The following is a 20852-nucleotide window of genomic DNA, read 5'->3' as shown; positions in this document are numbered from 1 at the left end:
GACTTTGTGTATGTTATTATTTAGGTACTACGATATCGGGGGCTAATCCATAATCGTACAGTTTGTTTTGAGTTATTAAAAAATAAATAGTTTTTAAAAGTCTGTTCATGCAGGCGACAACGGCAACCTTATGACATTTGTTATTTGGTTGCTTTTTTAATTTGTAGTAGTAATCCACTACATGATTTGGTGAGAGTCGCTGTGATTTAATCATGTTTGAAATGACAATATAGAGCAAACGTCTCAAATGGGCGTTTCCACGTTTATTAATCTTATCTTTTGCGAGGAATTTCCCAGATTGATAACGCCGAATGTCTATTCCACAATAGGCATTCACTTGCTTGTGCGTAGTAAATCGTCGGATATCGCCTATTTCACCGATGATTCGTACTGCTGTATTGTCTCCAATCGACGGGATACTCTTCAGAATATGAAATTCTTCTAGTGGTTCAGACATGGATACCATCTGTTGAATACATGCATCTTTTTGATAAAGCAATTCTTGAAATCGCCTTGCATAGATACGAGCATGATCACAAGCAACGTCTGTTGCGTGAGCCGCAGGATAGGAATTATTTGCGACTTCTAACAATTGAATCGCTTTTTCTTCTGCTTTTTTGCTCGAAATTCTTTTCTCCGTGTTCGCAATCAATCGGTTTTTAATAACGGTCTTTGAATGCATGAGAAGAAAATCTGGATGAGGAAATAGTTGCACAACATTTAAGAATTGGCCCGATTTACTTGTAAAAACGGACTCGATTTCAGGAAAAGTTTCTTGAAGCGTTTTGTGTAAACGATTACGGACAACTGATAGCTCGTCCTCTAACTCATCATAATGTCTCGATAGCTGATTCAATTGATGATAGATGTCATGAGATTCTGTTTTCTGACGCCGTAGATTTGTAAAATGTGTGAGTGCCAACTGGTGGGCATCACCGCGATCTGTTTTATGCATACGCAATGAATCGCCCTGTAATTTCGCTTCTAAAGGATTTAGTAGACAATACGTAAAACCATGGTCTCGCATAAAACGCTCCACAGGTCTTGAATACACACCCGTTGCCTCAAAAACGATATGAGGCTGTTCACCATAACCGTCAGTTAAGTCATTGATGAGGACCGCAAGTTGATTAAACGACGGTCTGTTGTGAATTAGTTCCATTTCCTTCTCGCATTTCTTCAAAGCATTGTACAGTACAACGTAACTCTTTCCCATACTGACATCTAAAGCAATGACATGTTTCATATTCTCCCTCCATTCTAATATTGAAGCTCCACCCTTCCTTACCAAATCTCATTTCTTATACACGATCTCAAAGGATCCAACATACTTAAACCTGACTTAGATAAGGTAGGTGAAGGTAGCCGGTTTTTGTGACGGATTCAAGACCCTAAAACTCCCTCGGCTTAGACTTCACCTCTACTATAATTGAAAAATAGTAGCACAAACCAATGCCTTGGTTCGTGCTACTAATCTTAGTATGTTTTATTGGCGTAGAACGTATTTGGTAACGTGTAATTACGGAAAGGTTTGTTATGCATGGGCAAAACGTTCCTTCTTAGAAAGGTCCTGTTAAGACACACGAAAAACATGTGATGAGCCATTAATTTCAAAACACTCTATCCCACCAGAGATGCCTTCCTAAGTAGCCATATTGTTAACGGAAGATAATGTTGCATCGGTGGCTGGTGCCCCAAAGACTAGCAGTAAGAGCAATATGACAAGTAAAAGCGTGTTATTAATCTTGATGCCATCTACCTCTTCGCTCATTTTCTCACCCCTTATTTGATTGTTGAAAAGCTTGAATGATTTCGTCTAACGACATATCTCCGTGACTGGCAATGAAGGAAGCAAGATCCATTGTATTTTTGGATGTCTTTGTTTTAAAATTCCCGACGAGACTCACAGTAACTTCTGGTGCATCTCGGTAAACTTCAATTGAATCTACTTTTAATTTTCCGAGTAAAAGAAGGGAAGCGGCAATAATGTCCAAGTCTTTTCCGCGAAAAAGATCTTGAATCGTGCAGTTTTGCCAATGGTTTCGATTTGAACTCAAGTTACTCCCCCCTTTCCTAGCGTATGCGAATAGATTATACGTGGTTAGGAAAAGATGGTGGTTGAGGTGAATTTACATGATTTTTATGGAAATGATTTTGCGCACGACGGCTACTTTTTTTGTGCTGTTGTTGCTTGCTCGGCTAATGGGGAAAGAGCAAGTTAGTCAATTGACATTTTTTAATTACATCACGGGGATTACGATTGGATCGATTGCGGCGGAAATGGCTGGACAATCTGAAACGCCGTTTTGGAACGGAATGACTTCGCTTGTGTGGTGGACAGTTCTAAGTGTTGGTGTGAGTCTTATTTCATTGAAATCGTTGAAGTTAAAAAAATGGGTTGATGATGAGCCCTCTATAGTGATTAAACGAGGTAAGATTCAAGAGAATGTCTTGAAAAAGAAACGGCTGCCAGTAGAGGATTTGCTAATGCTTCTTCGTTTGCAAGGGGTCTTTTCATTCCAAGAAGTAGCGTATGCAGTATTAGAAACGAACGGGCAGTTAAGTATTATGAAAACAGAAGAGGCGAAAAACCCAACAAAGAGTGATTTAGGTGTCGCGAAAAAAACACCGAAGAAAATACCTGCTGCAGTCTTCATCGATGGAAATTGGATGACAGATGCATGCCATGAAATTGGGGTTGCTCAAAAAACGATTGAAAAACAATTGAAAGATAGTGGATACAAAAATTTAGACGATGTATTTCTCGTCCAGTGGCAAGAAGATGGAACACTATATGTCGATAAAAAAACGGACGTCAAGCAATCATAGTCCGCTTCCCTCGTGCGTAAAATGGGGGTAAAGGTGGGGATATGCGGAATGAAGAAATATATCGCGATTGGAACTCTATTTGTGTTGTGCGCTCTTTTTACTATTTACGAAACACAAGCATCGGATCGAAGTTTTTTCTTGCCTGACGCTCTAGGAGACCAAGTGATTGTCTTAGACCCTGGGCATGGTGGTATGGATGGTGGGGCATCACACGGGGAAGTGATTGAAAAAGATATTAATTTAGCCCTTGGAAAAGCACTCCAAAAAGAATTGGAAGATCGCGGTGCAAAGGTCGTCATGACCCGTACTACAGAAGGAGATGCATTATCCGAAAAAGGGAACGCAGAAGAGACGAGAGTACGTGCGCGCAAGTTAGCCGATCTACGACTTCGCTCTGAGATGGTGAAGGAACAAAAGGCGACGCTATTTGTAAGTGTCCATGTGAATGCTGTTCCTCAATCCAAATGGCGTGGGGCACAAGTTTTCTATCACAAAGAAGGAGATGCGAGAAGCGGTGATGTTGCTAAATCGATTCAAGCTGCGATTCGGGCAGAGATGGAAAATACCGATCGAGAGGCATTGGCGATTAAGCAAGTGTATTTATTAAAAAAAGCGGAAGTGCCTGCTGTGTTAGTGGAAACGGGTTTCATTAGCAATGACGAAGAACGTGCGCTCTTAGTGCAAAGAGAGTACCAGGAGAAAATGGCGGAGGCAATTGCGAGAGGAATAGAAAACTACGTCGAGTCAAAACGCTTTTAACAAACGAGCACTCCTTGTATGGTATACTAGAGGACGTTAGTCGCATATAAAGGAGTGTTTCAGTTGGTAAATGAACAACAAGTAAAAGAGCTAGTTGGATCATTAGAAGATCCATTTTTACATAGAACGTTAGAAGAAACAAAGGCGTTGAAAGAAATATCGATTAAAGAAGATAAAAATCATGTGAGTGTGAAAATTGCGATTGCAAAAACAAACACCGCAGAACAAATGCAACTACAGATGAAAGTGGTAGAAGTGTTAAAAAACGCAGGGGCAGCATCTGTAGGGATTCGTTTTGAAGAACATCCTCCTGAAGTGCTAGAACAGTTCCGAGGAAAAGCTTCAGAATCAGAAGCGCAAGATCTTCTTTCTCCGATGAATAAAGTGAAGTTCATTTCCATCGCGTCAGGTAAAGGTGGCGTAGGGAAATCGACAGTATCGGTCAATTTAGCTGTCGCTCTCGCTCGACTAGGAAAAAAAGTAGGACTCATTGACGCGGATATTTATGGTTTTAGTGTGCCTGATATGATGGGAATTGCGCAAGGACCGAAAATTGAAGGAACGCGAATTATTCCAGTAGAGCGTTTTGGCGTGAAAGTTATTTCAATGGGATTCTTTGTAGAAGATAATGCGCCGGTTGTATGGCGTGGGCCGATGCTTGGAAAAGTGTTAGATCAATTCTTTAAAGATGTTGAGTGGGGAGAACTAGATTATTTACTGCTTGATTTGCCACCAGGTACAGGAGATGTAGCACTTGATATTCATCAAATGCTACCCGCATCAAAAGAAATTGTCGTCACAACACCTCATCCAACGGCCGCATTCGTAGCAGCACGAGCTGGAGCTATGGCGCTGCAAACGGACCATGAAGTAATCGGAGTCATTGAAAATATGGCATGGTTTGAATCGAAAACATCTGGCGAGAAAGAGTACGTCTTTGGAAAAGGTGGCGGACCGAAGCTTGCTGAAGAACTTCGTACAGACTTGTTAGGTCAAATTCCTTTAGGACAACCAGATTGGAATGAACAAGACTTTGCACCATCTGTTTACGGTGCAATGCATAATACAGGAGGAATCTACCGCGATATCGCAAACAAAGTGATTGCGAAATTAGGATAACAGCAAAATCCCCACGTGATGAATATGCGCGTGGGGATTTTCTTATTGAGCAGAAGGTTTTGAAGTAGTGGAATTGTTTTGGTTAGCTTGTTTTGAAGGTGGAGCAGATTCGGTTGGTTGAGAAGACTGTAAGATGAGTTCCTGCCACTTCGATTGCATAAGTGGATTTTGGATTACATCTTCTACGATTTTTTGCAATTCTTTCCGCATATCTCCTTGCTTAAAAACGGAAGCTAACTCTTCTTTCATTGCCGGATCAGATAAAAAAGTTTGCCACTCCTCTTGGTAGCTCGGATCTTTCATCAACTGTTTAAGAACATCTTTCTGTTGAGATTCAAGACTTTTAGCGAAGGTCTCTGTAAAAAGCGGGTCTTCAAAAGTCGTTTTCCAAAATTTCTTCGCATCCTCTGACCAAATATTTTTCTCGATCGATTCTTTGACGACCGAATCTTCCAGCACCAGCATCTCTTTAAACGCGGGATCTGACAAAATTTTCCGCATCGTTTCTTTACCATCTTCTGTTTGAAGTGTATCTAACACCATTTTTTTCGTTTCTTCGTAACTCGGTTTGCTTTCCGCTTGCTGACATCCACTGAGGAATAAAAGAAATACGAGCGGGATGAACCATTTCATAAGCATTCGCCTCAATCTGTGTCTTTTCAATTATTGTTCACAAAAAACGGCAATATTATGTATTTTCAGGAAGGCTACATAGATTTTTTTATACGGCATTGTTACAATAGCGAAAGGAATAGCGAAAAGGAGATTGTCAGTGTGACGATACGAAATTGGATTATATTTTTCTTTAAATCATTACTAATCGGTGGTGCAATCACCGGCATATTTGGATTATTTATTCGCTGGAATGATGCGTTTGCTCCGTATATACAAAACGGAGAGTACGGAGAATTTTTAGCTGCATTAGTATGGATGATCATTGTTGGATTTACGATGAGTGTAGTTGCGCAAATGGGATTCTTTGCCTATTTAACCGTTCATCAATTTGGCGTCGGCATTTTCCGAACGCTTCGATTATGGAATTGGGTACAAGTTGTTATCATTGCCCTAGTAATTTTTGACTTAGTCTTTTTCCGATTTATGCCAAGTGCGGAAACAAACAATCAGCTAGTGCTTTATCTATTCTTATTGGCTGTACTGTTAATAACCGCGTTCATTACCGCCTACTTTAAAGCGAAATGGACAAACAAACAAGCATTTATCTCGGCACTATTTTTTATGATTGTCGTGACAACGCTCGAATGGCTACCGGCATTAATGGTACGAGAAAACAATATCGACAGCTGGGTGACATTATTATTATTCCCATTACTGGCGGTTAATGCGTATCAATTACTTAAACTTCCAAAGTACAATGCAAAATCAGAAGCGGATCGCATTCGCTTAGAAGAACGAAAACGTCTTCGAGCAGAAACGCAAAAATAAGCAAACACCATTTCTTCGAACGTAGAAGAAATGGTGTTTTCAATTTAAGGATAACTTTTTGTGGTAACATTCATGCCCAGTATCGTTTCTTCGACGGTTTGAAAGGTGTATGTTTGCTGGATTATTTTCAGTTCTTCCCAAGGAATACGATTTTTTTGGTGAAGCGGAACTTGGAGAATATCCCCTTCTTTTAATTTCGTGAAGGTTGTATTCCAGCGTTTAGATGCGCCAATCGCATTTACTTTTGCTTTCCAGCATTGCTGCAATAACGTTTCGGAGAATGCGCCATCTCGCGTTCGAAAGTAAAGTGGTGCTTCCCCAAATAGGGAAGTAAATTCTTTTAGTTGTTTTGGTAATAAAGTGTCGACTTCTTCATAGTCCTCTGCTTTTTCGCCTAATAAACCTACTGGTATTTTTTTCTCTTGAATGAGATGGATGATTTCAGGAGATCGTTCGATCCACGCGAGATCCAAGAATAGAAGAGGATAGGGTTTATTCATTGTTCCGATCCATTTTTCAATATCGTTATCCCCGAAAGACACATCTACTGTTAACGAATAGCCTACTTCACCTGCTGTTAATTCAATTGGTTCTTGGACGATTTGATATGTAGGTAGGAGTGTTTGTTTTCTATTTTCACTCCAAACAAGAAGCAAAAATATGGCAAGAGCGAGCAAAATTAGTTTCTTCAAAAAGTCAGCTCCTCATCTAAAAAATCTTTTTCAACATAAATTTATGAAACTGTGTTGACATTCATGATTTATAGATGGTAAGATACAAAAGTCGCCAAAACGAGCGGCACCATGAACCTTGAAAACTGAACAGCAAAACGTTAACTATAACAGTTTGTCGGTAACCGACCTCCGTCGGAACCACAAACAAAACTGGAACAGCAATGTTCCTTTTAAATGGACATCATTAAGATGCCAGCAAACAGCATGAGCAATCATGCTCTCTATGATGGAGAGTTTGATCCTGGCTCAGGACGAACGCTGGCGGCGTGCCTAATACATGCAAGTCGAGCGGAAAGAAGAAGAAGCTTGCTTCTTCTGATTTTAGCGGCGGACGGGTGAGTAACACGTGGGCAACCTGCCCTGTAGATTGGGATAACTCCGGGAAACCGGGGCTAATACCGAATAATCCTTCGGATTTCATGATTTGAAGTTGAAAGACGGTTTCGGCTGTCACTACAGGATGGGCCCGCGGCGCATTAGCTAGTTGGTAGGGTAACGGCCTACCAAGGCGACGATGCGTAGCCGACCTGAGAGGGTGATCGGCCACACTGGGACTGAGACACGGCCCAGACTCCTACGGGAGGCAGCAGTAGGGAATCTTCCACAATGGACGAAAGTCTGATGGAGCAACGCCGCGTGAGTGAAGAAGGTTTTCGGATCGTAAAACTCTGTTGTGAGGGAAGAACAGGTAGGGGAGTAACTGTCCTTACTATGACGGTACCTCATTAGAAAGCCACGGCTAACTACGTGCCAGCAGCCGCGGTAATACGTAGGTGGCAAGCGTTGTCCGGAATTATTGGGCGTAAAGCGCGCGCAGGCGGTCCTTTAAGTCTGATGTGAAAGCCCACGGCTCAACCGTGGAGGGTCATTGGAAACTGGAGGACTTGAGTGCAGAAGAGGAAAGCGGAATTCCACGTGTAGCGGTGAAATGCGTAGAGATGTGGAGGAACACCAGTGGCGAAGGCGGCTTTCTGGTCTGTAACTGACGCTGAGGCGCGAAAGCGTGGGGAGCAAACAGGATTAGATACCCTGGTAGTCCACGCCGTAAACGATGAGTGCTAAGTGTTAGGGGGTTTCCGCCCCTTAGTGCTGCAGCTAACGCATTAAGCACTCCGCCTGGGGAGTACGGCCGCAAGGCTGAAACTCAAAGGAATTGACGGGGGCCCGCACAAGCGGTGGAGCATGTGGTTTAATTCGAAGCAACGCGAAGAACCTTACCAGGTCTTGACATCCCACTGACCGGCATAGAGATATGCTTTTCCCTTCGGGGACAGTGGTGACAGGTGGTGCATGGTTGTCGTCAGCTCGTGTCGTGAGATGTTGGGTTAAGTCCCGCAACGAGCGCAACCCTTGATCTTAGTTGCCAGCATTTAGTTGGGCACTCTAAGGTGACTGCCGGTGACAAACCGGAGGAAGGTGGGGATGACGTCAAATCATCATGCCCCTTATGACCTGGGCTACACACGTGCTACAATGGACGGTACAAAGGGTTGCGAACCCGCGAGGGGGAGCTAATCCCATAAAACCGTTCTCAGTTCGGATTGTAGGCTGCAACTCGCCTACATGAAGCCGGAATCGCTAGTAATCGCGGATCAGCATGCCGCGGTGAATACGTTCCCGGGCCTTGTACACACCGCCCGTCACACCACGAGAGTTTGTAACACCCGAAGTCGGTGAGGTAACCTTTTGGAGCCAGCCGCCGAAGGTGGGACAGATGATTGGGGTGAAGTCGTAACAAGGTAGCCGTATCGGAAGGTGCGGCTGGATCACCTCCTTTCTAAGGATAATTACGGAAGATGAACCTTCGGTTCATCGGTTAACGTTTTGCGTTCAGTTTTGAAGGTTCACAAGAAAAGCGGAATGAGGCATGATAGGCCGACTACCACTTTGGACCTGCGACTGCGTCATCTTGATGACGAGGGAGTAGGGAAAAGAGGTTGCGGACTGCCGAGTGAGCTAGACAGTGAAAACTTCAAACTTGTTCCTTGAAAACTGGATAAAACGACATTGAAAGCAACACATTGTAAGTAAGATTCAAGGTAAACAGTTTTGAACTGTTTCCATGCAAGGCTTATTAACGGTTAAGTTAATAAGGGCGCACGGTGAATGCCTTGGCACTAGGAGCCGAAGAAGGACGGTACGAACACCGATATGCCTCGGGGAGCTGTAAGTAAGCATTGATCCGGGGATTTCCGAATGGGGAAACCCACTGTTTTTAATCGAGCAGTACGTTTACGTGAATTCATAGCGTAATCGAGGCACACCCAGGGAACTGAAACATCTAAGTACCTGGAGGAAGAGAAAGAAAAATCGATTCCCTGAGTAGCGGCGAGCGAAACGGGAAGAGCCCAAACCAAGAGGCTTGCCTCTTGGGGTTGTAGGACACTCAATACGGAGTTACAAAAGAACGGGGTAGGCGAAGCGATCTGGAAAGGTCCGCGAAACAAGGTAACAGCCCTGTAGTCGAAAGTTCGTTCTCTCCTGAGTGGATCCTGAGTACGGCGGAACACGTGAAATTCCGTCGGAATCCGGGAGGACCATCTCCCAAGGCTAAATACTCCCTAGTGACCGATAGTGAACCAGTACCGTGAGGGAAAGGTGAAAAGCACCCCGGAAGGGGAGTGAAAAAGATCCTGAAACCGTGTGCCTACAAGTAGTTAGAGCCCGTTAATGGGTGATAGCGTGCCTTTTGTAGAATGAACCGGCGAGTTACGATTGCGTGCAAGGTTAAGCTGAGAAGGCGGAGCCGTAGCGAAAGCGAGTCTGAATAGGGCGAATGAGTACGTAGTTGTAGACCCGAAACCAGGTGATCTACCCATGTCCAGGGTGAAGGTAAGGTAACACTTACTGGAGGCCCGAACCCACGCATGTTGAAAAATGCGGGGATGAGGTGTGGGTAGCGGAGAAATTCCAATCGAACCTGGAGATAGCTGGTTCTCTCCGAAATAGCTTTAGGGCTAGCCTCAAACGTGAGAATCCTGGAGGTAGAGCACTGTTTGGACTAGGGGCCCATCCCGGGTTACCGAATTCAGACAAACTCCGAATGCCAGAGATTTATGTTTGGGAGTCAGACTGCGAGTGATAAGATCCGTAGTCAAGAGGGAAACAGCCCAGACCACCAGCTAAGGTCCCCAAGTAATTGTTAAGTGGAAAAGGATGTGGCGTTGCTTAGACAACCAGGATGTTGGCTTAGAAGCAGCCATCATTTAAAGAGTGCGTAATAGCTCACTGGTCGAGTGACGCTGCGCCGAAAATGTATCGGGGCTAAACAATTCACCGAAGCTGTGGATTGACACCGTAGGTGTCAGTGGTAGGAGAGCGTTCTAAGGGCGTTGAAGCTAGACCGGAAGGACTGGTGGAGCGCTTAGAAGTGAGAATGCCGGTATGAGTAGCGAAAGACGGGTGAGAATCCCGTCCACCGAATGACTAAGGTTTCCTGAGGAAGGCTCGTCCGCTCAGGGTTAGTCGGGACCTAAGTCGAGGCCGATAGGCGTAGACGATGGACAACAGGTTGATATTCCTGTACCACCTCCCCGCCGTTTGAGTAATGGGGGGACGCAGTAGGATAGGGTAAGCGTGCCGTTGGTTGTGCACGTTCAAGCAGTGAGATGTGGAATGAGGCAAATCCCGTTCCTATAACATTGAGCTGTGATGACAAGGACCACTTGGTCTGGAGTTCCTGATTTCACACTGCCAAGAAAAGCCTCTAACGAGGCGGGAGGTGCCCGTACCGCAAACCGACACAGGTAGTCGAGGAGAGAATCCTAAGGTGATCGAGAGAACTCTCGTTAAGGAACTCGGCAAAATGACCCCGTAACTTCGGGAGAAGGGGTGCTCTATTAGGGTGTTAAAGCCCGAGAGAGCCGCAGTGAATAGGCCCAGGCGACTGTTTAGCAAAAACACAGGTCTCTGCAAAACCGTAAGGTGACGTATAGGGGCTGACGCCTGCCCGGTGCTGGAAGGTTAAGAGGAGTGCTTAGCGCAAGCGAAGGTGCGAATTGAAGCCCCAGTAAACGGCGGCCGTAACTATAACGGTCCTAAGGTAGCGAAATTCCTTGTCGGGTAAGTTCCGACCCGCACGAAAGGCGTAACGATCTGGGCACTGTCTCAACGAGAGACTCGGTGAAATTATAGTACCTGTGAAGATGCAGGTTACCCGCGACAGGACGGAAAGACCCCGTGGAGCTTTACTGTAGCCTGATATGGAATTTTGGTACAACTTGTACAGGATAGGTAGGAGCCTAAGAGCCCGGAGCGCCAGCTTCGGAGGAGGCGTCGGTGGGATACTACCCTGGTTGTATTGAACTTCTAACCCATACCCGTAAGCCGGGTAGGAGACAGTGTCAGGCGGGCAGTTTGACTGGGGCGGTCGCCTCCTAAAGTGTAACGGAGGCGCCCAAAGGTTCCCTCAGAATGGTTGGAAATCATTCGTAGAGTGTAAAGGCAGAAGGGAGCTTGACTGCGAGACCTACAAGTCGAGCAGGGTCGAAAGACGGGCTTAGTGATCCGGTGGTTCCGCATGGAAGGGCCATCGCTCAACGGATAAAAGCTACCCCGGGGATAACAGGCTTATCTCCCCCAAGAGTCCACATCGACGGGGAGGTTTGGCACCTCGATGTCGGCTCATCGCATCCTGGGGCTGTAGTCGGTCCCAAGGGTTGGGCTGTTCGCCCATTAAAGCGGTACGCGAGCTGGGTTCAGAACGTCGTGAGACAGTTCGGTCCCTATCCGTCGTGGGCGTAGGAAATTTGAGAGGAGCTGTCCTTAGTACGAGAGGACCGGGATGGACACACCGCTGGTGTACCAGTTGTTCTGCCAAGAGCATCGCTGGGTAGCTATGTGTGGACGGGATAAGTGCTGAAAGCATCTAAGCATGAAGCCCCCCTCAAGATGAGATTTCCCATTACGCAAGTAAGTAAGATCCCTCAAAGACGATGAGGTAGATAGGTTCGAGGTGGAAGCGTGGCGACACGTGCAGCTGACGAATACTAATCGATCGAGGACTTAACCAAAACGAGTGGAACGTCGCAAGACGTTTCCACCGAACGTGTTCTTTCAATGACGTTTATCCAGTTTTGAGTGAACAAACACTCTAATTTCATAAATTCATTGAAATACTATGTATTATTGTTATAATTGTAGTGTTTCAGTCAATAGTCCAGTGATAATGGCAAAGAGGTCACACCCGTTCCCATACCGAACACGGAAGTTAAGCTCTTTAGCGCCGATGGTAGTTGGGGGTTTCCCCCTGTGAGAGTAGGACGTCGCTGGGCTATTTATTTTAGCCAAAATCACGATGCTACATATGAGTTCTTTTATTATTCCGAAGTAGCTCAGTGGTAGAGCAACCGGCTGTTAACCGGTTGGTCGCAGGTTCGAATCCTGCCTTCGGAGCCACTTATCTTGCTTCCATAGCTCAGCAGGTAGAGTGCTTCCATGGTAAGGAAGAGGTCACCGGTTCGAACCCGGTTGGAAGCTTTGTAGTTCATTTTATCATGGCCCCTTGGTCAAGCGGTTAAGACACCGCCCTTTCACGGCGGTAACACGGGTTCGAATCCCGTAGGGGTCACCATTACAGTTTCATATTTTGGAGGATTAGCTCAGCTGGGAGAGCACCTGCCTTACAAGCAGGGGGTCGGCGGTTCGATCCCGTCATCCTCCACCATCTTTCTTGAAATTCTTGGAGGGGTAGCGAAGTGGCTAAACGCGGCGGACTGTAAATCCGCTCCTTAGGGTTCGGCGGTTCGAATCCGCCCCCCTCCACCAGTTTTTTGGGGTATAGCCAAGCGGTAAGGCAACGGATTTTGATTCCGTCATGCCCTGGTTCGAATCCAGGTACCCCAGCCATTTTTGTTTTGAGCCATTAGCTCAGTTGGTAGAGCATCTGACTTTTAATCAGAGGGTCGAAGGTTCGAGTCCTTCATGGCTCACTTTTATTTCATTTTTACGGGGCCTTAGCTCAGCTGGGAGAGCGCCTGCCTTGCACGCAGGAGGTCAGCGGTTCGATCCCGCTAGGCTCCATACTAAGACGATCAGTGATTTCACTGATCGTTTTTTTGTTGCGAAAAAATCATTCTGTCGTGTTAGCCGTAATAATAGGATTGAAGTTTATCGACGAGTTCTTCTATGAGCTCGTCTTTTTTTGTGGTTAATAAATACGTTTCTACTGTTGGCAGTTCGATGTGTGGGCATGGAATTTCCATAAGCCTTCCTTCGAGCAATTCCCTTCGAACGATAGAGTGAGGAAAGAAGGAAATACCGATACCTTCTTGGATAAATCGTTTCGCAATGGCAGATTGAGTTACTTTCATTGTTTTAATATACGGATACGTAGAATGTAAACGGTGAAGTAGAGGTTTCCAAAATACAGGATGATGATGTACGAGTAATGTTTGATGTTCTAAGAGATCGATATGGCTATGAAAGGCATCTCCATCAATCCCTAACGAATCTGCGGGACCAACTAGAAGAACGGGTTCTTGGTATAACAAGCGAGTTTGAACAGATTTTCTTATACTCGGAAGCGCGCCAATTCCAAGATGGGCTTCTCCAGTATCGACTAATTGTTCAATATGACGCGACTCTTCTACTCGTATGGTGACGTCAACATCCGGATGAGCAGAGAGAAATCGTTGCAAAACAATTGGAAAGATTGTTTCTGCTAATAATGGGGAAATGACAATAGTTCGTTTATGTAAGTAGCCTTGTTTAAAGGCGTGTAAACGGTTTGTAGATAGCTCGATTTGTTGAAGTATTCTGGTTGCTTCTTCTTGGAATAAACGACCTGCGTCGGTTAAAGAGACGGATCGATTGGCTCGGTGAAAGAGAGCAACACCTAGCTCTTTTTCAAGTAATTTAATATGTACAGAAACAGCAGGTTGAGAAATATAGAGCTTCTCTGCGGTTTCGCGAAAATTTAATGTTTTCGCTGCATGATGGAACGTTTCAATCCACTGTTTTTCCATAGCAAACTCCTTTTGATTAATAACAGTTATTAAAATGATTATAAATGATTTATTTTCATAATGATAGAAAGAATCTACACTAGAAACAATTAGGAGGGATTAACATGTTTGTAAAAGGATTAAAAGGTGTTGTGGCAGTAGAAACAGCGATTGCTTCTGTTGATGGGGAAAAAGGGGAACTTCGTTATAGAGGGAGGTTACTTCAAGACGTATTAAAAGAAGGCGCTACGTTTGAATCAGTTGCTGCTTATTTATGGGGTTCAGAGGTAGATAGAGTGAAGTCCATACTTCGTGAATCGATGGAATGGTCTGAAGAGGAGAGAGCATTTCTTCTTTCATTACCGAAAACAATTAGTATAATGGACAGTTTGCGGACGATGATGTCTATTCAAGCCACATCTTCTTTTTTGAAAAAATCGCTCGCAGAACAAGCGATATTTTTAACGGCGAAAGCGGCAGTATATGTTGCGGCCATTTATCGTATGCACCTTGGCAAAACCATCATCTTCCCTCAACGTGATCAAGGATTCGTTTGGAATTATTTAAACATGATTCACGGGAATGAACCAACTGCAGTACAAGTGGAACCGTTGGAAACTTATATGGTGGCGACGATGGAGCACGGTTTAAATGCGTCGACGTTTGCAGCGAGAGTGACAATATCTTCGGAGTCCGATTTACCATCTGCTGTGGTTTCGGCACTTGGAACAATGAAAGGTCCACTTCATGGTGGTGCACCTTCTGGAGTATTGGCGTTACTTGATGAAATTTCCGAACAAGGATCAATTGAACAAGTGATTGAACAGAAGCTCCAACAAGGTGAAAAGATTATGGGATTTGGACATCGGATCTATAAAACAGAAGATCCTCGATCCATTATTCTTCGTGATACGTGTATGCGTTTAACGTCGGAGGATATGTGGTTAAAGTTAGCGACGCAAGCGGAAAAGGTCATCATCGATTTGTTAGAACAGCACAAACCAGGTAGGAAATTGTATACGAATGTGGAATTTTATGCCGCGGCAATTATGCGTTCAACGAACCTTCCTCCGGAATTGTTTACCCCAACTTTTAGTGTAGCGAGAATGGTAGGGTGGACTTCACACGGTATAGAACAGTTACAAGATAATGTGATTTTTCGTCCAGAATCGACGTATATTGGAAAGTTTGAATGATAGCAGAAGTGTCCGTCGATCAATTTCTGGTTGAGCAAAACTGATAACAAGCCAAATCATACGGATTAGAAATAGAGGACAGACCAACGTTTCGGCGGTGAAAGACGTTTTGAAGAATGCCAAAGAAGCAACGGAAGCTGGAGAAGCGAAACAATCGTTGCCAAGCAATGCGTAGAGATTCATAAGTACGGTGGCTAGGCAAATGGGAGTAAGATGATGCTAAAGACCAAGTTTGTTTTAAGAAAATTTAAAAAGAACTGCTACTGGTAGTAAGTCATTTTAAATTCTTACTATTTCTCGTTGCCTAGCTCGTCGCTTTCTTTCTCTTATAAAGAATGTACATCGCATTTCCAAGCACAACAACAAGAACAATAACTAGATGCACAAACGCATAGGTGAAATTTAGCTCGCGTTGAACGATTAGTACACCTATAAAAGTTGTAAACATTGTAGCTATCGCTAATACACTTAACTTCCACTCGGAATGAAAGAGGTTATTCATCTTTATCTCTTTTCTTCGTAATTATTTTTTAATTTTATCCTAGGAACTTTTTACAAATGATGCTGTGATAATTCCGTTAAAGCCATTTCCACTAGTACCAACAAATATTTTTGTTCAATTTGTCTATCCTTAGCTTATCAGATGGATTGCCGTTTAAATTATAGTGCATTCATCATCACTTCGTACAGTGGATCAAGAATAGCTGAATTAGAACCGTTCATCATCATGTTCTTATGTGACCACTTTTTCAGGGAATTCAATGATTTTTATAATATGTCATTCTTTTAATCATCCACTAATCTCTTATAAAGGAAATTATTATGCCCAAAATCTTTTAAATTGAAAATGAAAGGGTAGGGTAGTAGTAAAGAAGAAATGAGGGAGCAGAAGTGGAATTGTTTTATTTATTATTAGGAATTTTCTTGTTAGCAGTGGGAATTCTGGATTTTTTATGGACTACCTTATGGGTAGATGGTGGAGTTGGTCCACTTACAAAAAGAATGGCTTCCATTACCTGGAAGATTCTGAAGCGATTGACCAAAAAAGTTCCAACTATTCTTAGTCTTTCCGGTCCGCTTATCCTTACACTGACCATTACTATATGGGTTTTATTGATATGGATGGGTTGGACGTTCGTATATGCTGGAAGCGGAACCTCGATTACGGATACTACAGATAATCAGCCGATTTCGTGGGTAGAAAGAATTTACTACACTGGTTACACCATCATCACATTGGGCAATGGTGAATACACCCCCAAAGAAGGAGGGTGGCAAATTGCTTCTATCCTTGCTTCCGGAACTGGAATGCTATTGATTACAATGAGTGTGACGTATATACTTTCCGTGATTAATTCTGTAACTCAACAGCGCTCTTTTGCTGATAGCGTAACAGCTATGGGAGAAAGTGGCGTGGAAATAGTCAAAAACTCTTGGAAAAGAAAAGATTTTCGAAATGCAGATTTGCTTATGAATTCATTTGCCTCTCAATTGTCCAGTTTAGCTGATCAAAAAATGGCCTATCCGATTCTGCAATATTACTATAGCGAGAATTCTAGAAAAGCGATAGCTCCAGCACTAGCCCGATTAGATGATGCCGTCACCATCTGGCAATTTGGCATTCCAGAAGAGAGTGTGCCCAATCAACTCCTTTTGCAGCAGGTTCGTTCGGGCATCGTCAGCTACTTAGATACATTTGAAGAAAATGTTGGAAACGCTTCTGATGATTCACCGCCAAGTATTGATCTAGTTGAAATTCAAACTGCTCATTTGCCCGTGGTTTCTTTGGAAGCTTTTGAAGAGGAAGTGGCGGCTCTTGAAGACCATCGAAGAAAATTATTGCAGTTAGTTCAAGAAGAAGATAGAGAATGGCCATGAAAAAAGGAGATAAATAGTTCCAGCATCTGAAGTGGATAGGAAAGTCTTTTAGTTAAGTAGCTTACTTATTTCGAATGACGGATCATTTGAAAAGACTAATTTTCACAGAAAGGAGCTAGTTAGACTCTTCTTATTTCGTTGATTTTGGCCATATTTTTTTGATAAGAATCCGTTATATGTAAAAATTCGAGTGAAGTTAGAATTATCTGTCAATTAGTATCTATTTGAGCTAAACTGATAAAAAGTTGAATCGTAGCTAATAGTATTAGAGGGGTGGATGAATCATGCCTAATTTTTCGACGGTACAGGAAGTTTTGGAGAATTACAAAGCAGCAGCAGAAGCTCAGGATGTGGAGCAGTTTTTGACAAATTATAATGAAGACATTCATTTATTCGACTGTTGGGGAAGCTGGGAGTGTAAAGGGAAAGAAAATTGGCGTAGCTCTGTAACTGCATGGTTTTCCGATTTGGAAAATGAAGGTGTTGACTTAAGAGTTTCATTTACAGATAGCAAAATAGATGAAGGAACCGATGTTGCTTTTGCTCGTTGCAATGTAACATTTGCTGGCCATAAGAGGTTAGATGGGTCAAAACTTCGTGAGATGACGAATCGTTTTACGTTTGGTTTTCGCAAAATCGAAAATGAATGGAAAATTGTTCACGAACATTCGTCGTTGCCAATCGATTTAGAAACTTTCAAAGGTATGATGAAATCTACATAGTATGGCTGAATTTCATTTAAAGGAGTAAGAGCGATGCTGCCCATTTTAACTGGATATGATATAACACTTCGGCCACTGGAGGAAAACGATCTTCCTAAACTTTGGGAGATCACAACACCTGAAACGTTCCAATTTATGATGAATCCAGTTACAACATATGAGGAATTTGAGATATGGTTGATGGGTACAATTCGTGCGATGAATGAAAGCGGTGATTCGATTGTTTTTGCAGTCCACGATCATTGGACGAATCAACTTGCTGGCTCTACACGTATGTATTTAATCGATGAACAGAACAAAAACTGTGAAATTGGAGCGACGTTTTATGGGGATCAGTTTCGGCGTACACATGTAAATACTGCTGCGAAATTGGTGTTGTTAACGGAAGCATTTGAAAAGCGGCACTATATTCGTGTACAGCTTCGGACAGATGAAAAAAACATCGCTTCTCAACGAGCGATAGAACGCATAGGCGCGAAAAAAGAAGGATTACTCCGAAACGAACGTATTCGTGCTAATGGGGTTATTCGGAATGCGTATTTATATTCCATTTTGCCTGCGGAGTGGATTTCGATAAAACAGATGCTAGAAGAAAAACTGAATAATTATACGTAATCGTGTGAAGTTGAGCCATTTCATTTCCCGATTTACAATAGATGTAATGAATCGGGGAGGTATAAAATCATGAATAACAAACAAATTTCGATTATTGGCGTACCGATGGACCTTGGACAAAATCGTCGTGGTGTAGACATGGGGCCGAGCGCTATTCGTTATGCAGGGGTAGTAGAACGTTTAGAGGCTCTAGGCTATGATGTAACAGACGAAGGGGATATCATCATTCCGAAAGATTTAACGACAGACAAAGAAATGACGCATTTGCGTAATTTGGAAGAAGTCATCGGAGCGAGTACGAATCTTGGGAATAAAGTGCATGACGTCATGGAAAATGGAAAATTTCCTTTAGTATTGGGTGGCGATCATAGTATTGCAATCGGAACATTATCTGGATTAGCAGATCGCTATCAAAATTTAGGTGTGATTTGGTATGATGCGCATGCCGATTTAAATACAGCGGATACATCACCATCTGGGAATATTCATGGGATGCCACTAGCTGTAAGTATTGGTCTAGGACATGAAAAGCTAGTAAACATTCGCGATTTCGCACCAAAGATTAAGCCTGAAAATGTCGTCATCATTGGAGCTCGCTCTGTTGATCCAGGAGAGCGTGAATTGATTAAAGAAAAAGGCATTAAAGTGTTCACTATGCATGAAATAGATAAATTAGGTATGACAACCGTGATGGAATTAACGATGAATTACTTCAAGGAACGCCGTGTAGATGGTGTACATTTGTCACTAGATTTAGACGGAATCGATCCTTTATACACGCCGGGAGTTGGAACACCAGTACCAGGCGGTATCAATTATCGTGAAAGTCATCTAGCGATGGAAATGTTGTATTCATCAAACATGATTACATCGGCTGAATTCGTGGAAGTAAACCCGATTTTAGATGAGAAAAACAAAACAGCAGATGTAGCGGTCGCGTTAATGGGATCCTTATTCGGCGAAAAATTACTATAATATTGGGAACCTTCTCTCGTATATTTTCGAGAGAGGTTTTTTTCGTTTCACCGGAGAAATTTTTTGAATTGTACTGAATTTATCATGAAAGTGATGTTGTACTATAGAACTCTAGGGATGATGTACCGGGTTACGTGCGATTTTCTGGAAATTGGTGCGATTGGAGCGGCTAGAGGTACGCTTTGGAGAAATGAGGCATCTCGTAAAAATCGCTGCTTATTTCATTCCCAAATAAATCGGAATATGCCGAAATTTGTAAGTATTTCACTATAGTGTTTGATATAATTAAAGCAGAGAGAAAAAATTTTAAAAAAAGTGAAACCTGTCGATACGGTAGACCGTATATAGAAGACAGCCGCTTGAGCGGGGGTAAATTTCGGATGGATGCATTGATCAACAAACGAATACAGGAAGTATTAAAAGGCGATCAGACAGCATTTGCGGAAATCGTCGAGCTTTACCAAGATAAGCTATACCGTGTATGCTATCGTATGTTAGGCAACAAGCAAGAAGCGGAAGATATGGCGCAAGAGGCATTCGTACGGGCCTATACGAATATTCATACGTTTGATACGAATCGCAAATTTTCGACGTGGTTGTACCGAATTGGAACCAATTTGTGTATTGACCGTATACGTAAGAAGAAACCAGATTATTATTTAGATGCAACTGTCCCAGGAACTGATGGTTTAGATATGTACTCGCAGCTCGCAGCTTCGGATGAACGACCGGAAGATGAAGTCGTGAAAATGGAAATGCAAGAGCGTGTGCAGTATGAAATCAGTCGCTTGCCGGAAAAATACCGTGCAGTGATTGTGTTGAAATATATGGAAGACCTCCCTCTCCAAGAGATTAGTGATATTCTTGACATGCCGCTTGGTACGGTCAAAACGAGGATTCATCGAGGAAGGGAAGCGCTCCGCAAGCAATTGAGTTCGATGTAGGAGGGGAACGCTATGAATTCGTGCCCAAAGGAAATAGTTGAATATATGCACGAATACTTAGATGGAGACATCCATCCGTCCCATGAGAGCGTGTTAAAAACACATATGCAGGATTGTGCAAGCTGTGCGAATCACTTTCAAGAGTTAAGTAAAGTTGTCGCACTCGTTCAAGGAGTGTCGCATGTGACTGCGCCAGTAGGTTTCGTCAACGGAGTTACAGCGAGATTGCCAAAAGAACACAAAACGGTTAGTTGGAGACGTTGGATGCGAGCACACCCGGTGATAGCAGCAGCGGCCATTTTCCTTTTCTTTATGAGTGGTGCATTTTTTACGAATTTTGAGAATGAAAAGCAGTTTGCTTTCACGAAATACGACAACCTTCAAGTGGATGGTCATACAGTGATTGTTCCTGAAGGTGAAACGATTCCAGGGGACTTACTCGTTCGAAACGGAGACGTTCGGATTGAAGGACATGTAGAAGGAGATGTCACTGTTGTAAATGGCAATGAATACATGGCTTCTACGGGTGCAATCACTGGACAATCGACGGAAGTGAATCAGGCATTTGAATGGTTATGGTACAAACTAAAAGACGGGTTTACGGATACAGGAGACTGGATCGAAAAAACGTTCTAAAAATGGTAACTCGCTTAGCTCCTTAAGCGAGTTTTTTCATGGGATTATGCTATACTTA

At 43.3% G+C, this 20852-nt stretch carries 18 protein-coding genes, 8 tRNA genes and 3 rRNA genes; 22 read left to right on the top strand and 7 right to left on the bottom strand.

The genetic code is table 11. The features are described from left to right. Positions 1-16 precede the first annotated feature (16 nt). The 3 genes from D3873_RS12390 to D3873_RS12385 all read right to left on the bottom strand — a co-directional run bounded on the left by D3873_RS12390 (position 17) and on the right by D3873_RS12385 (position 2057). Positions 17-1246, bottom strand: a complete 1230-nt coding sequence (locus D3873_RS12390) for an IS110 family RNA-guided transposase (RefSeq protein ID WP_119882530.1) — start codon at positions 1244-1246, stop codon at positions 17-19. A gap of 396 nt (positions 1247-1642) precedes the next feature. Then, positions 1643-1771 carry a hypothetical protein gene (locus D3873_RS13660; RefSeq protein ID WP_274379954.1) on the bottom strand — a complete coding sequence of 43 codons (129 nt, stop codon included), beginning with the start codon at positions 1769-1771 and terminating at the stop codon, positions 1643-1645. 4 nt (positions 1772-1775) lie between these two features. Continuing rightward, the gene (locus D3873_RS12385) at positions 1776-2057 is read right to left on the bottom strand and encodes a hypothetical protein (RefSeq protein ID WP_119884295.1); all 282 of its coding nucleotides are present in this window, start codon (positions 2055-2057) and stop codon (positions 1776-1778) included. 76 nt (positions 2058-2133) lie between these two features. Between D3873_RS12385 and D3873_RS12380 the strand changes: the two genes are divergently transcribed. The 3 genes from D3873_RS12380 to D3873_RS12370 all read left to right on the top strand — a co-directional run bounded on the left by D3873_RS12380 (position 2134) and on the right by D3873_RS12370 (position 4707). Beyond that, positions 2134-2829 carry a DUF421 domain-containing protein gene (locus tag D3873_RS12380; protein ID WP_119884294.1) on the top strand — a complete coding sequence of 232 codons (696 nt, stop codon included), beginning with the start codon at positions 2134-2136 and terminating at the stop codon, positions 2827-2829. 48 nt (positions 2830-2877) lie between these two features. Continuing rightward, complete coding sequence (locus tag D3873_RS12375; RefSeq protein ID WP_119884293.1) at positions 2878-3588, top strand: N-acetylmuramoyl-L-alanine amidase; 711 nt, start codon at positions 2878-2880, stop codon at positions 3586-3588. 63 nt (positions 3589-3651) lie between these two features. After that, positions 3652-4707 carry a P-loop NTPase gene (locus tag D3873_RS12370; RefSeq protein WP_119884292.1) on the top strand — a complete coding sequence of 352 codons (1056 nt, stop codon included), beginning with the start codon at positions 3652-3654 and terminating at the stop codon, positions 4705-4707. A 42-nt stretch (positions 4708-4749) separates the two neighbouring features. Here the strand turns inward: D3873_RS12370 and gerD are convergent, their stop codons facing one another. Then, positions 4750-5340, bottom strand: coding sequence for a spore germination lipoprotein GerD (gerD, locus tag D3873_RS12365; protein WP_119884291.1), 591 nt, complete (start codon positions 5338-5340; stop codon positions 4750-4752). A gap of 141 nt (positions 5341-5481) precedes the next feature. Here gerD and D3873_RS12360 point away from each other — a divergent pair, with 141 nt between their 5' ends. Then, positions 5482-6150 (top strand): KinB-signaling pathway activation protein, encoded by a 669-nt coding sequence (locus D3873_RS12360; RefSeq protein WP_119884290.1) that lies wholly within the window; start codon positions 5482-5484, stop codon positions 6148-6150. A gap of 44 nt (positions 6151-6194) precedes the next feature. Here the strand turns inward: D3873_RS12360 and D3873_RS12355 are convergent, their stop codons facing one another. Continuing rightward, positions 6195-6842, bottom strand: a complete 648-nt coding sequence (locus D3873_RS12355) for a polysaccharide deacetylase family protein (RefSeq protein WP_119884289.1) — start codon at positions 6840-6842, stop codon at positions 6195-6197. Positions 6843-7107: 265 nt separating this feature from the next. On the opposite strand from D3873_RS12355, the gene D3873_RS12350 reads away from it, so the two are divergent. From D3873_RS12350 to D3873_RS12300, 11 genes are all read left to right on the top strand, one after another. Beyond that, positions 7108-8661 (top strand): 16S ribosomal RNA (locus D3873_RS12350). A gap of 302 nt (positions 8662-8963) precedes the next feature. Continuing rightward, positions 8964-11896, top strand: a 23S ribosomal RNA gene (locus D3873_RS12345). A 145-nt stretch (positions 11897-12041) separates the two neighbouring features. Further along, positions 12042-12157 (top strand): 5S ribosomal RNA (rrf, locus tag D3873_RS12340). Together the 16S, 23S and 5S rRNA genes with 8 tRNA genes alongside form the textbook arrangement of a ribosomal RNA operon. 49 nt (positions 12158-12206) lie before the next feature. Continuing rightward, positions 12207-12281: transfer RNA gene (locus tag D3873_RS12335), tRNA-Asn, on the top strand. 8 nt (positions 12282-12289) lie between these two features. Next, positions 12290-12362, top strand: a tRNA-Thr gene (locus D3873_RS12330). Between the two features lie 19 nt (positions 12363-12381). Continuing rightward, positions 12382-12456, top strand: a tRNA-Glu gene (locus D3873_RS12325). A gap of 17 nt (positions 12457-12473) precedes the next feature. Next, positions 12474-12549 (top strand) — tRNA-Val (locus D3873_RS12320). 17 nt (positions 12550-12566) lie between these two features. Then, positions 12567-12650, top strand: a tRNA-Tyr gene (locus D3873_RS12315). Between the two features lie 6 nt (positions 12651-12656). Beyond that, a tRNA-Gln gene (locus D3873_RS12310) sits at positions 12657-12731 on the top strand. Positions 12732-12741: 10 nt separating this feature from the next. Continuing rightward, a tRNA-Lys gene (locus D3873_RS12305) sits at positions 12742-12814 on the top strand. Between the two features lie 18 nt (positions 12815-12832). Then, positions 12833-12905 (top strand) — tRNA-Ala (locus tag D3873_RS12300). A gap of 62 nt (positions 12906-12967) precedes the next feature. Here D3873_RS12300 and D3873_RS12295 read toward each other — a convergent pair. Beyond that, on the bottom strand, positions 12968-13849 hold the full coding sequence (locus D3873_RS12295; protein ID WP_119884288.1) for a LysR family transcriptional regulator: 882 nt from the start codon (positions 13847-13849) through the stop codon (positions 12968-12970). 104 nt (positions 13850-13953) lie between these two features. Between D3873_RS12295 and D3873_RS12290 the strand changes: the two genes are divergently transcribed. Beyond that, entirely contained in the window at positions 13954-15024 is a 1071-nt protein-coding gene (locus D3873_RS12290; protein ID WP_119884287.1) for a citrate/2-methylcitrate synthase, read from the top strand. Between the two features lie 304 nt (positions 15025-15328). Here D3873_RS12290 and D3873_RS12285 read toward each other — a convergent pair whose 3' ends face one another. Then, positions 15329-15526 carry a hypothetical protein gene (locus D3873_RS12285; protein ID WP_119884286.1) on the bottom strand — a complete coding sequence of 66 codons (198 nt, stop codon included), beginning with the start codon at positions 15524-15526 and terminating at the stop codon, positions 15329-15331. Positions 15527-15915: 389 nt separating this feature from the next. Here D3873_RS12285 and D3873_RS12280 point away from each other — a divergent pair, with 389 nt between their 5' ends. The 6 genes from D3873_RS12280 (at position 15916) to D3873_RS12255 (ending at position 20794) form a co-directional block, all read left to right on the top strand. Then, positions 15916-16902 carry a potassium channel family protein gene (locus D3873_RS12280; RefSeq protein WP_119884285.1) on the top strand — a complete coding sequence of 329 codons (987 nt, stop codon included), beginning with the start codon at positions 15916-15918 and terminating at the stop codon, positions 16900-16902. Between the two features lie 284 nt (positions 16903-17186). Then, complete coding sequence (locus tag D3873_RS12275) at positions 17187-17624, top strand: YybH family protein (RefSeq protein ID WP_119884284.1); 438 nt, start codon at positions 17187-17189, stop codon at positions 17622-17624. 33 nt (positions 17625-17657) lie between these two features. Further along, positions 17658-18239, top strand: coding sequence for a GNAT family N-acetyltransferase (locus D3873_RS12270; protein ID WP_119884283.1), 582 nt, complete (start codon positions 17658-17660; stop codon positions 18237-18239). Between the two features lie 69 nt (positions 18240-18308). Further along, complete coding sequence (gene rocF / locus D3873_RS12265; RefSeq protein WP_119884282.1) at positions 18309-19214, top strand: arginase; 906 nt, start codon at positions 18309-18311, stop codon at positions 19212-19214. Between the two features lie 380 nt (positions 19215-19594). After that, entirely contained in the window at positions 19595-20158 is a 564-nt protein-coding gene (gene sigW / locus D3873_RS12260) for an RNA polymerase sigma factor SigW (RefSeq protein ID WP_119884281.1), read from the top strand. Between the two features lie 12 nt (positions 20159-20170). Continuing rightward, complete coding sequence (locus tag D3873_RS12255) at positions 20171-20794, top strand: anti-sigma factor family protein (RefSeq protein WP_119884280.1); 624 nt, start codon at positions 20171-20173, stop codon at positions 20792-20794. Positions 20795-20852: the final 58 nt, after the last annotated feature.

Origin of the sequence: Paenisporosarcina cavernae (assembly GCF_003595195.1) — a bacterium.
Lineage (GTDB): Bacteria > Bacillota > Bacilli > Bacillales_A > Planococcaceae > Paenisporosarcina > Paenisporosarcina cavernae.
The sequence above is the reverse complement of the archived record's forward strand: the minus strand, read 5'-3'. Positions and strand labels throughout refer to the sequence as shown.

Excerpts from the sequence above, each read along its gene's own strand:
- D3873_RS12375 (WP_119884293.1), top strand. The coding sequence starts at position 2,878 with ATGAAGAAATATATCGCGATTGGAACTCTATTTGTGTTGTGCGCTCTT.
- sigW (WP_119884281.1), top strand. The coding sequence starts at position 19,595 with ATGGATGCATTGATCAACAAACGAATACAGGAAGTATTAAAAGGCGAT.
- D3873_RS12275 (WP_119884284.1), top strand. The coding sequence starts at position 17,187 with ATGCCTAATTTTTCGACGGTACAGGAAGTTTTGGAGAATTACAAAGCA.
- D3873_RS12295 (WP_119884288.1), bottom strand. The coding sequence starts at position 13,849 with ATGGAAAAACAGTGGATTGAAACGTTCCATCATGCAGCGAAAACATTA.
- D3873_RS12380 (WP_119884294.1), top strand. The coding sequence starts at position 2,134 with ATGATTTTTATGGAAATGATTTTGCGCACGACGGCTACTTTTTTTGTG.
- rocF (WP_119884282.1), top strand. The coding sequence starts at position 18,309 with ATGAATAACAAACAAATTTCGATTATTGGCGTACCGATGGACCTTGGA.
- D3873_RS12270 (WP_119884283.1), top strand. The coding sequence starts at position 17,658 with ATGCTGCCCATTTTAACTGGATATGATATAACACTTCGGCCACTGGAG.
- D3873_RS13660 (WP_274379954.1), bottom strand. The coding sequence starts at position 1,771 with ATGAGCGAAGAGGTAGATGGCATCAAGATTAATAACACGCTTTTACTT.
- D3873_RS12390 (WP_119882530.1), bottom strand. The coding sequence starts at position 1,246 with ATGAAACATGTCATTGCTTTAGATGTCAGTATGGGAAAGAGTTACGTT.
- D3873_RS12255 (WP_119884280.1), top strand. The coding sequence starts at position 20,171 with ATGAATTCGTGCCCAAAGGAAATAGTTGAATATATGCACGAATACTTA.
- D3873_RS12285 (WP_119884286.1), bottom strand. The coding sequence starts at position 15,526 with ATGAATAACCTCTTTCATTCCGAGTGGAAGTTAAGTGTATTAGCGATA.
- gerD (WP_119884291.1), bottom strand. The coding sequence starts at position 5,340 with ATGAAATGGTTCATCCCGCTCGTATTTCTTTTATTCCTCAGTGGATGT.
- D3873_RS12290 (WP_119884287.1), top strand. The coding sequence starts at position 13,954 with ATGTTTGTAAAAGGATTAAAAGGTGTTGTGGCAGTAGAAACAGCGATT.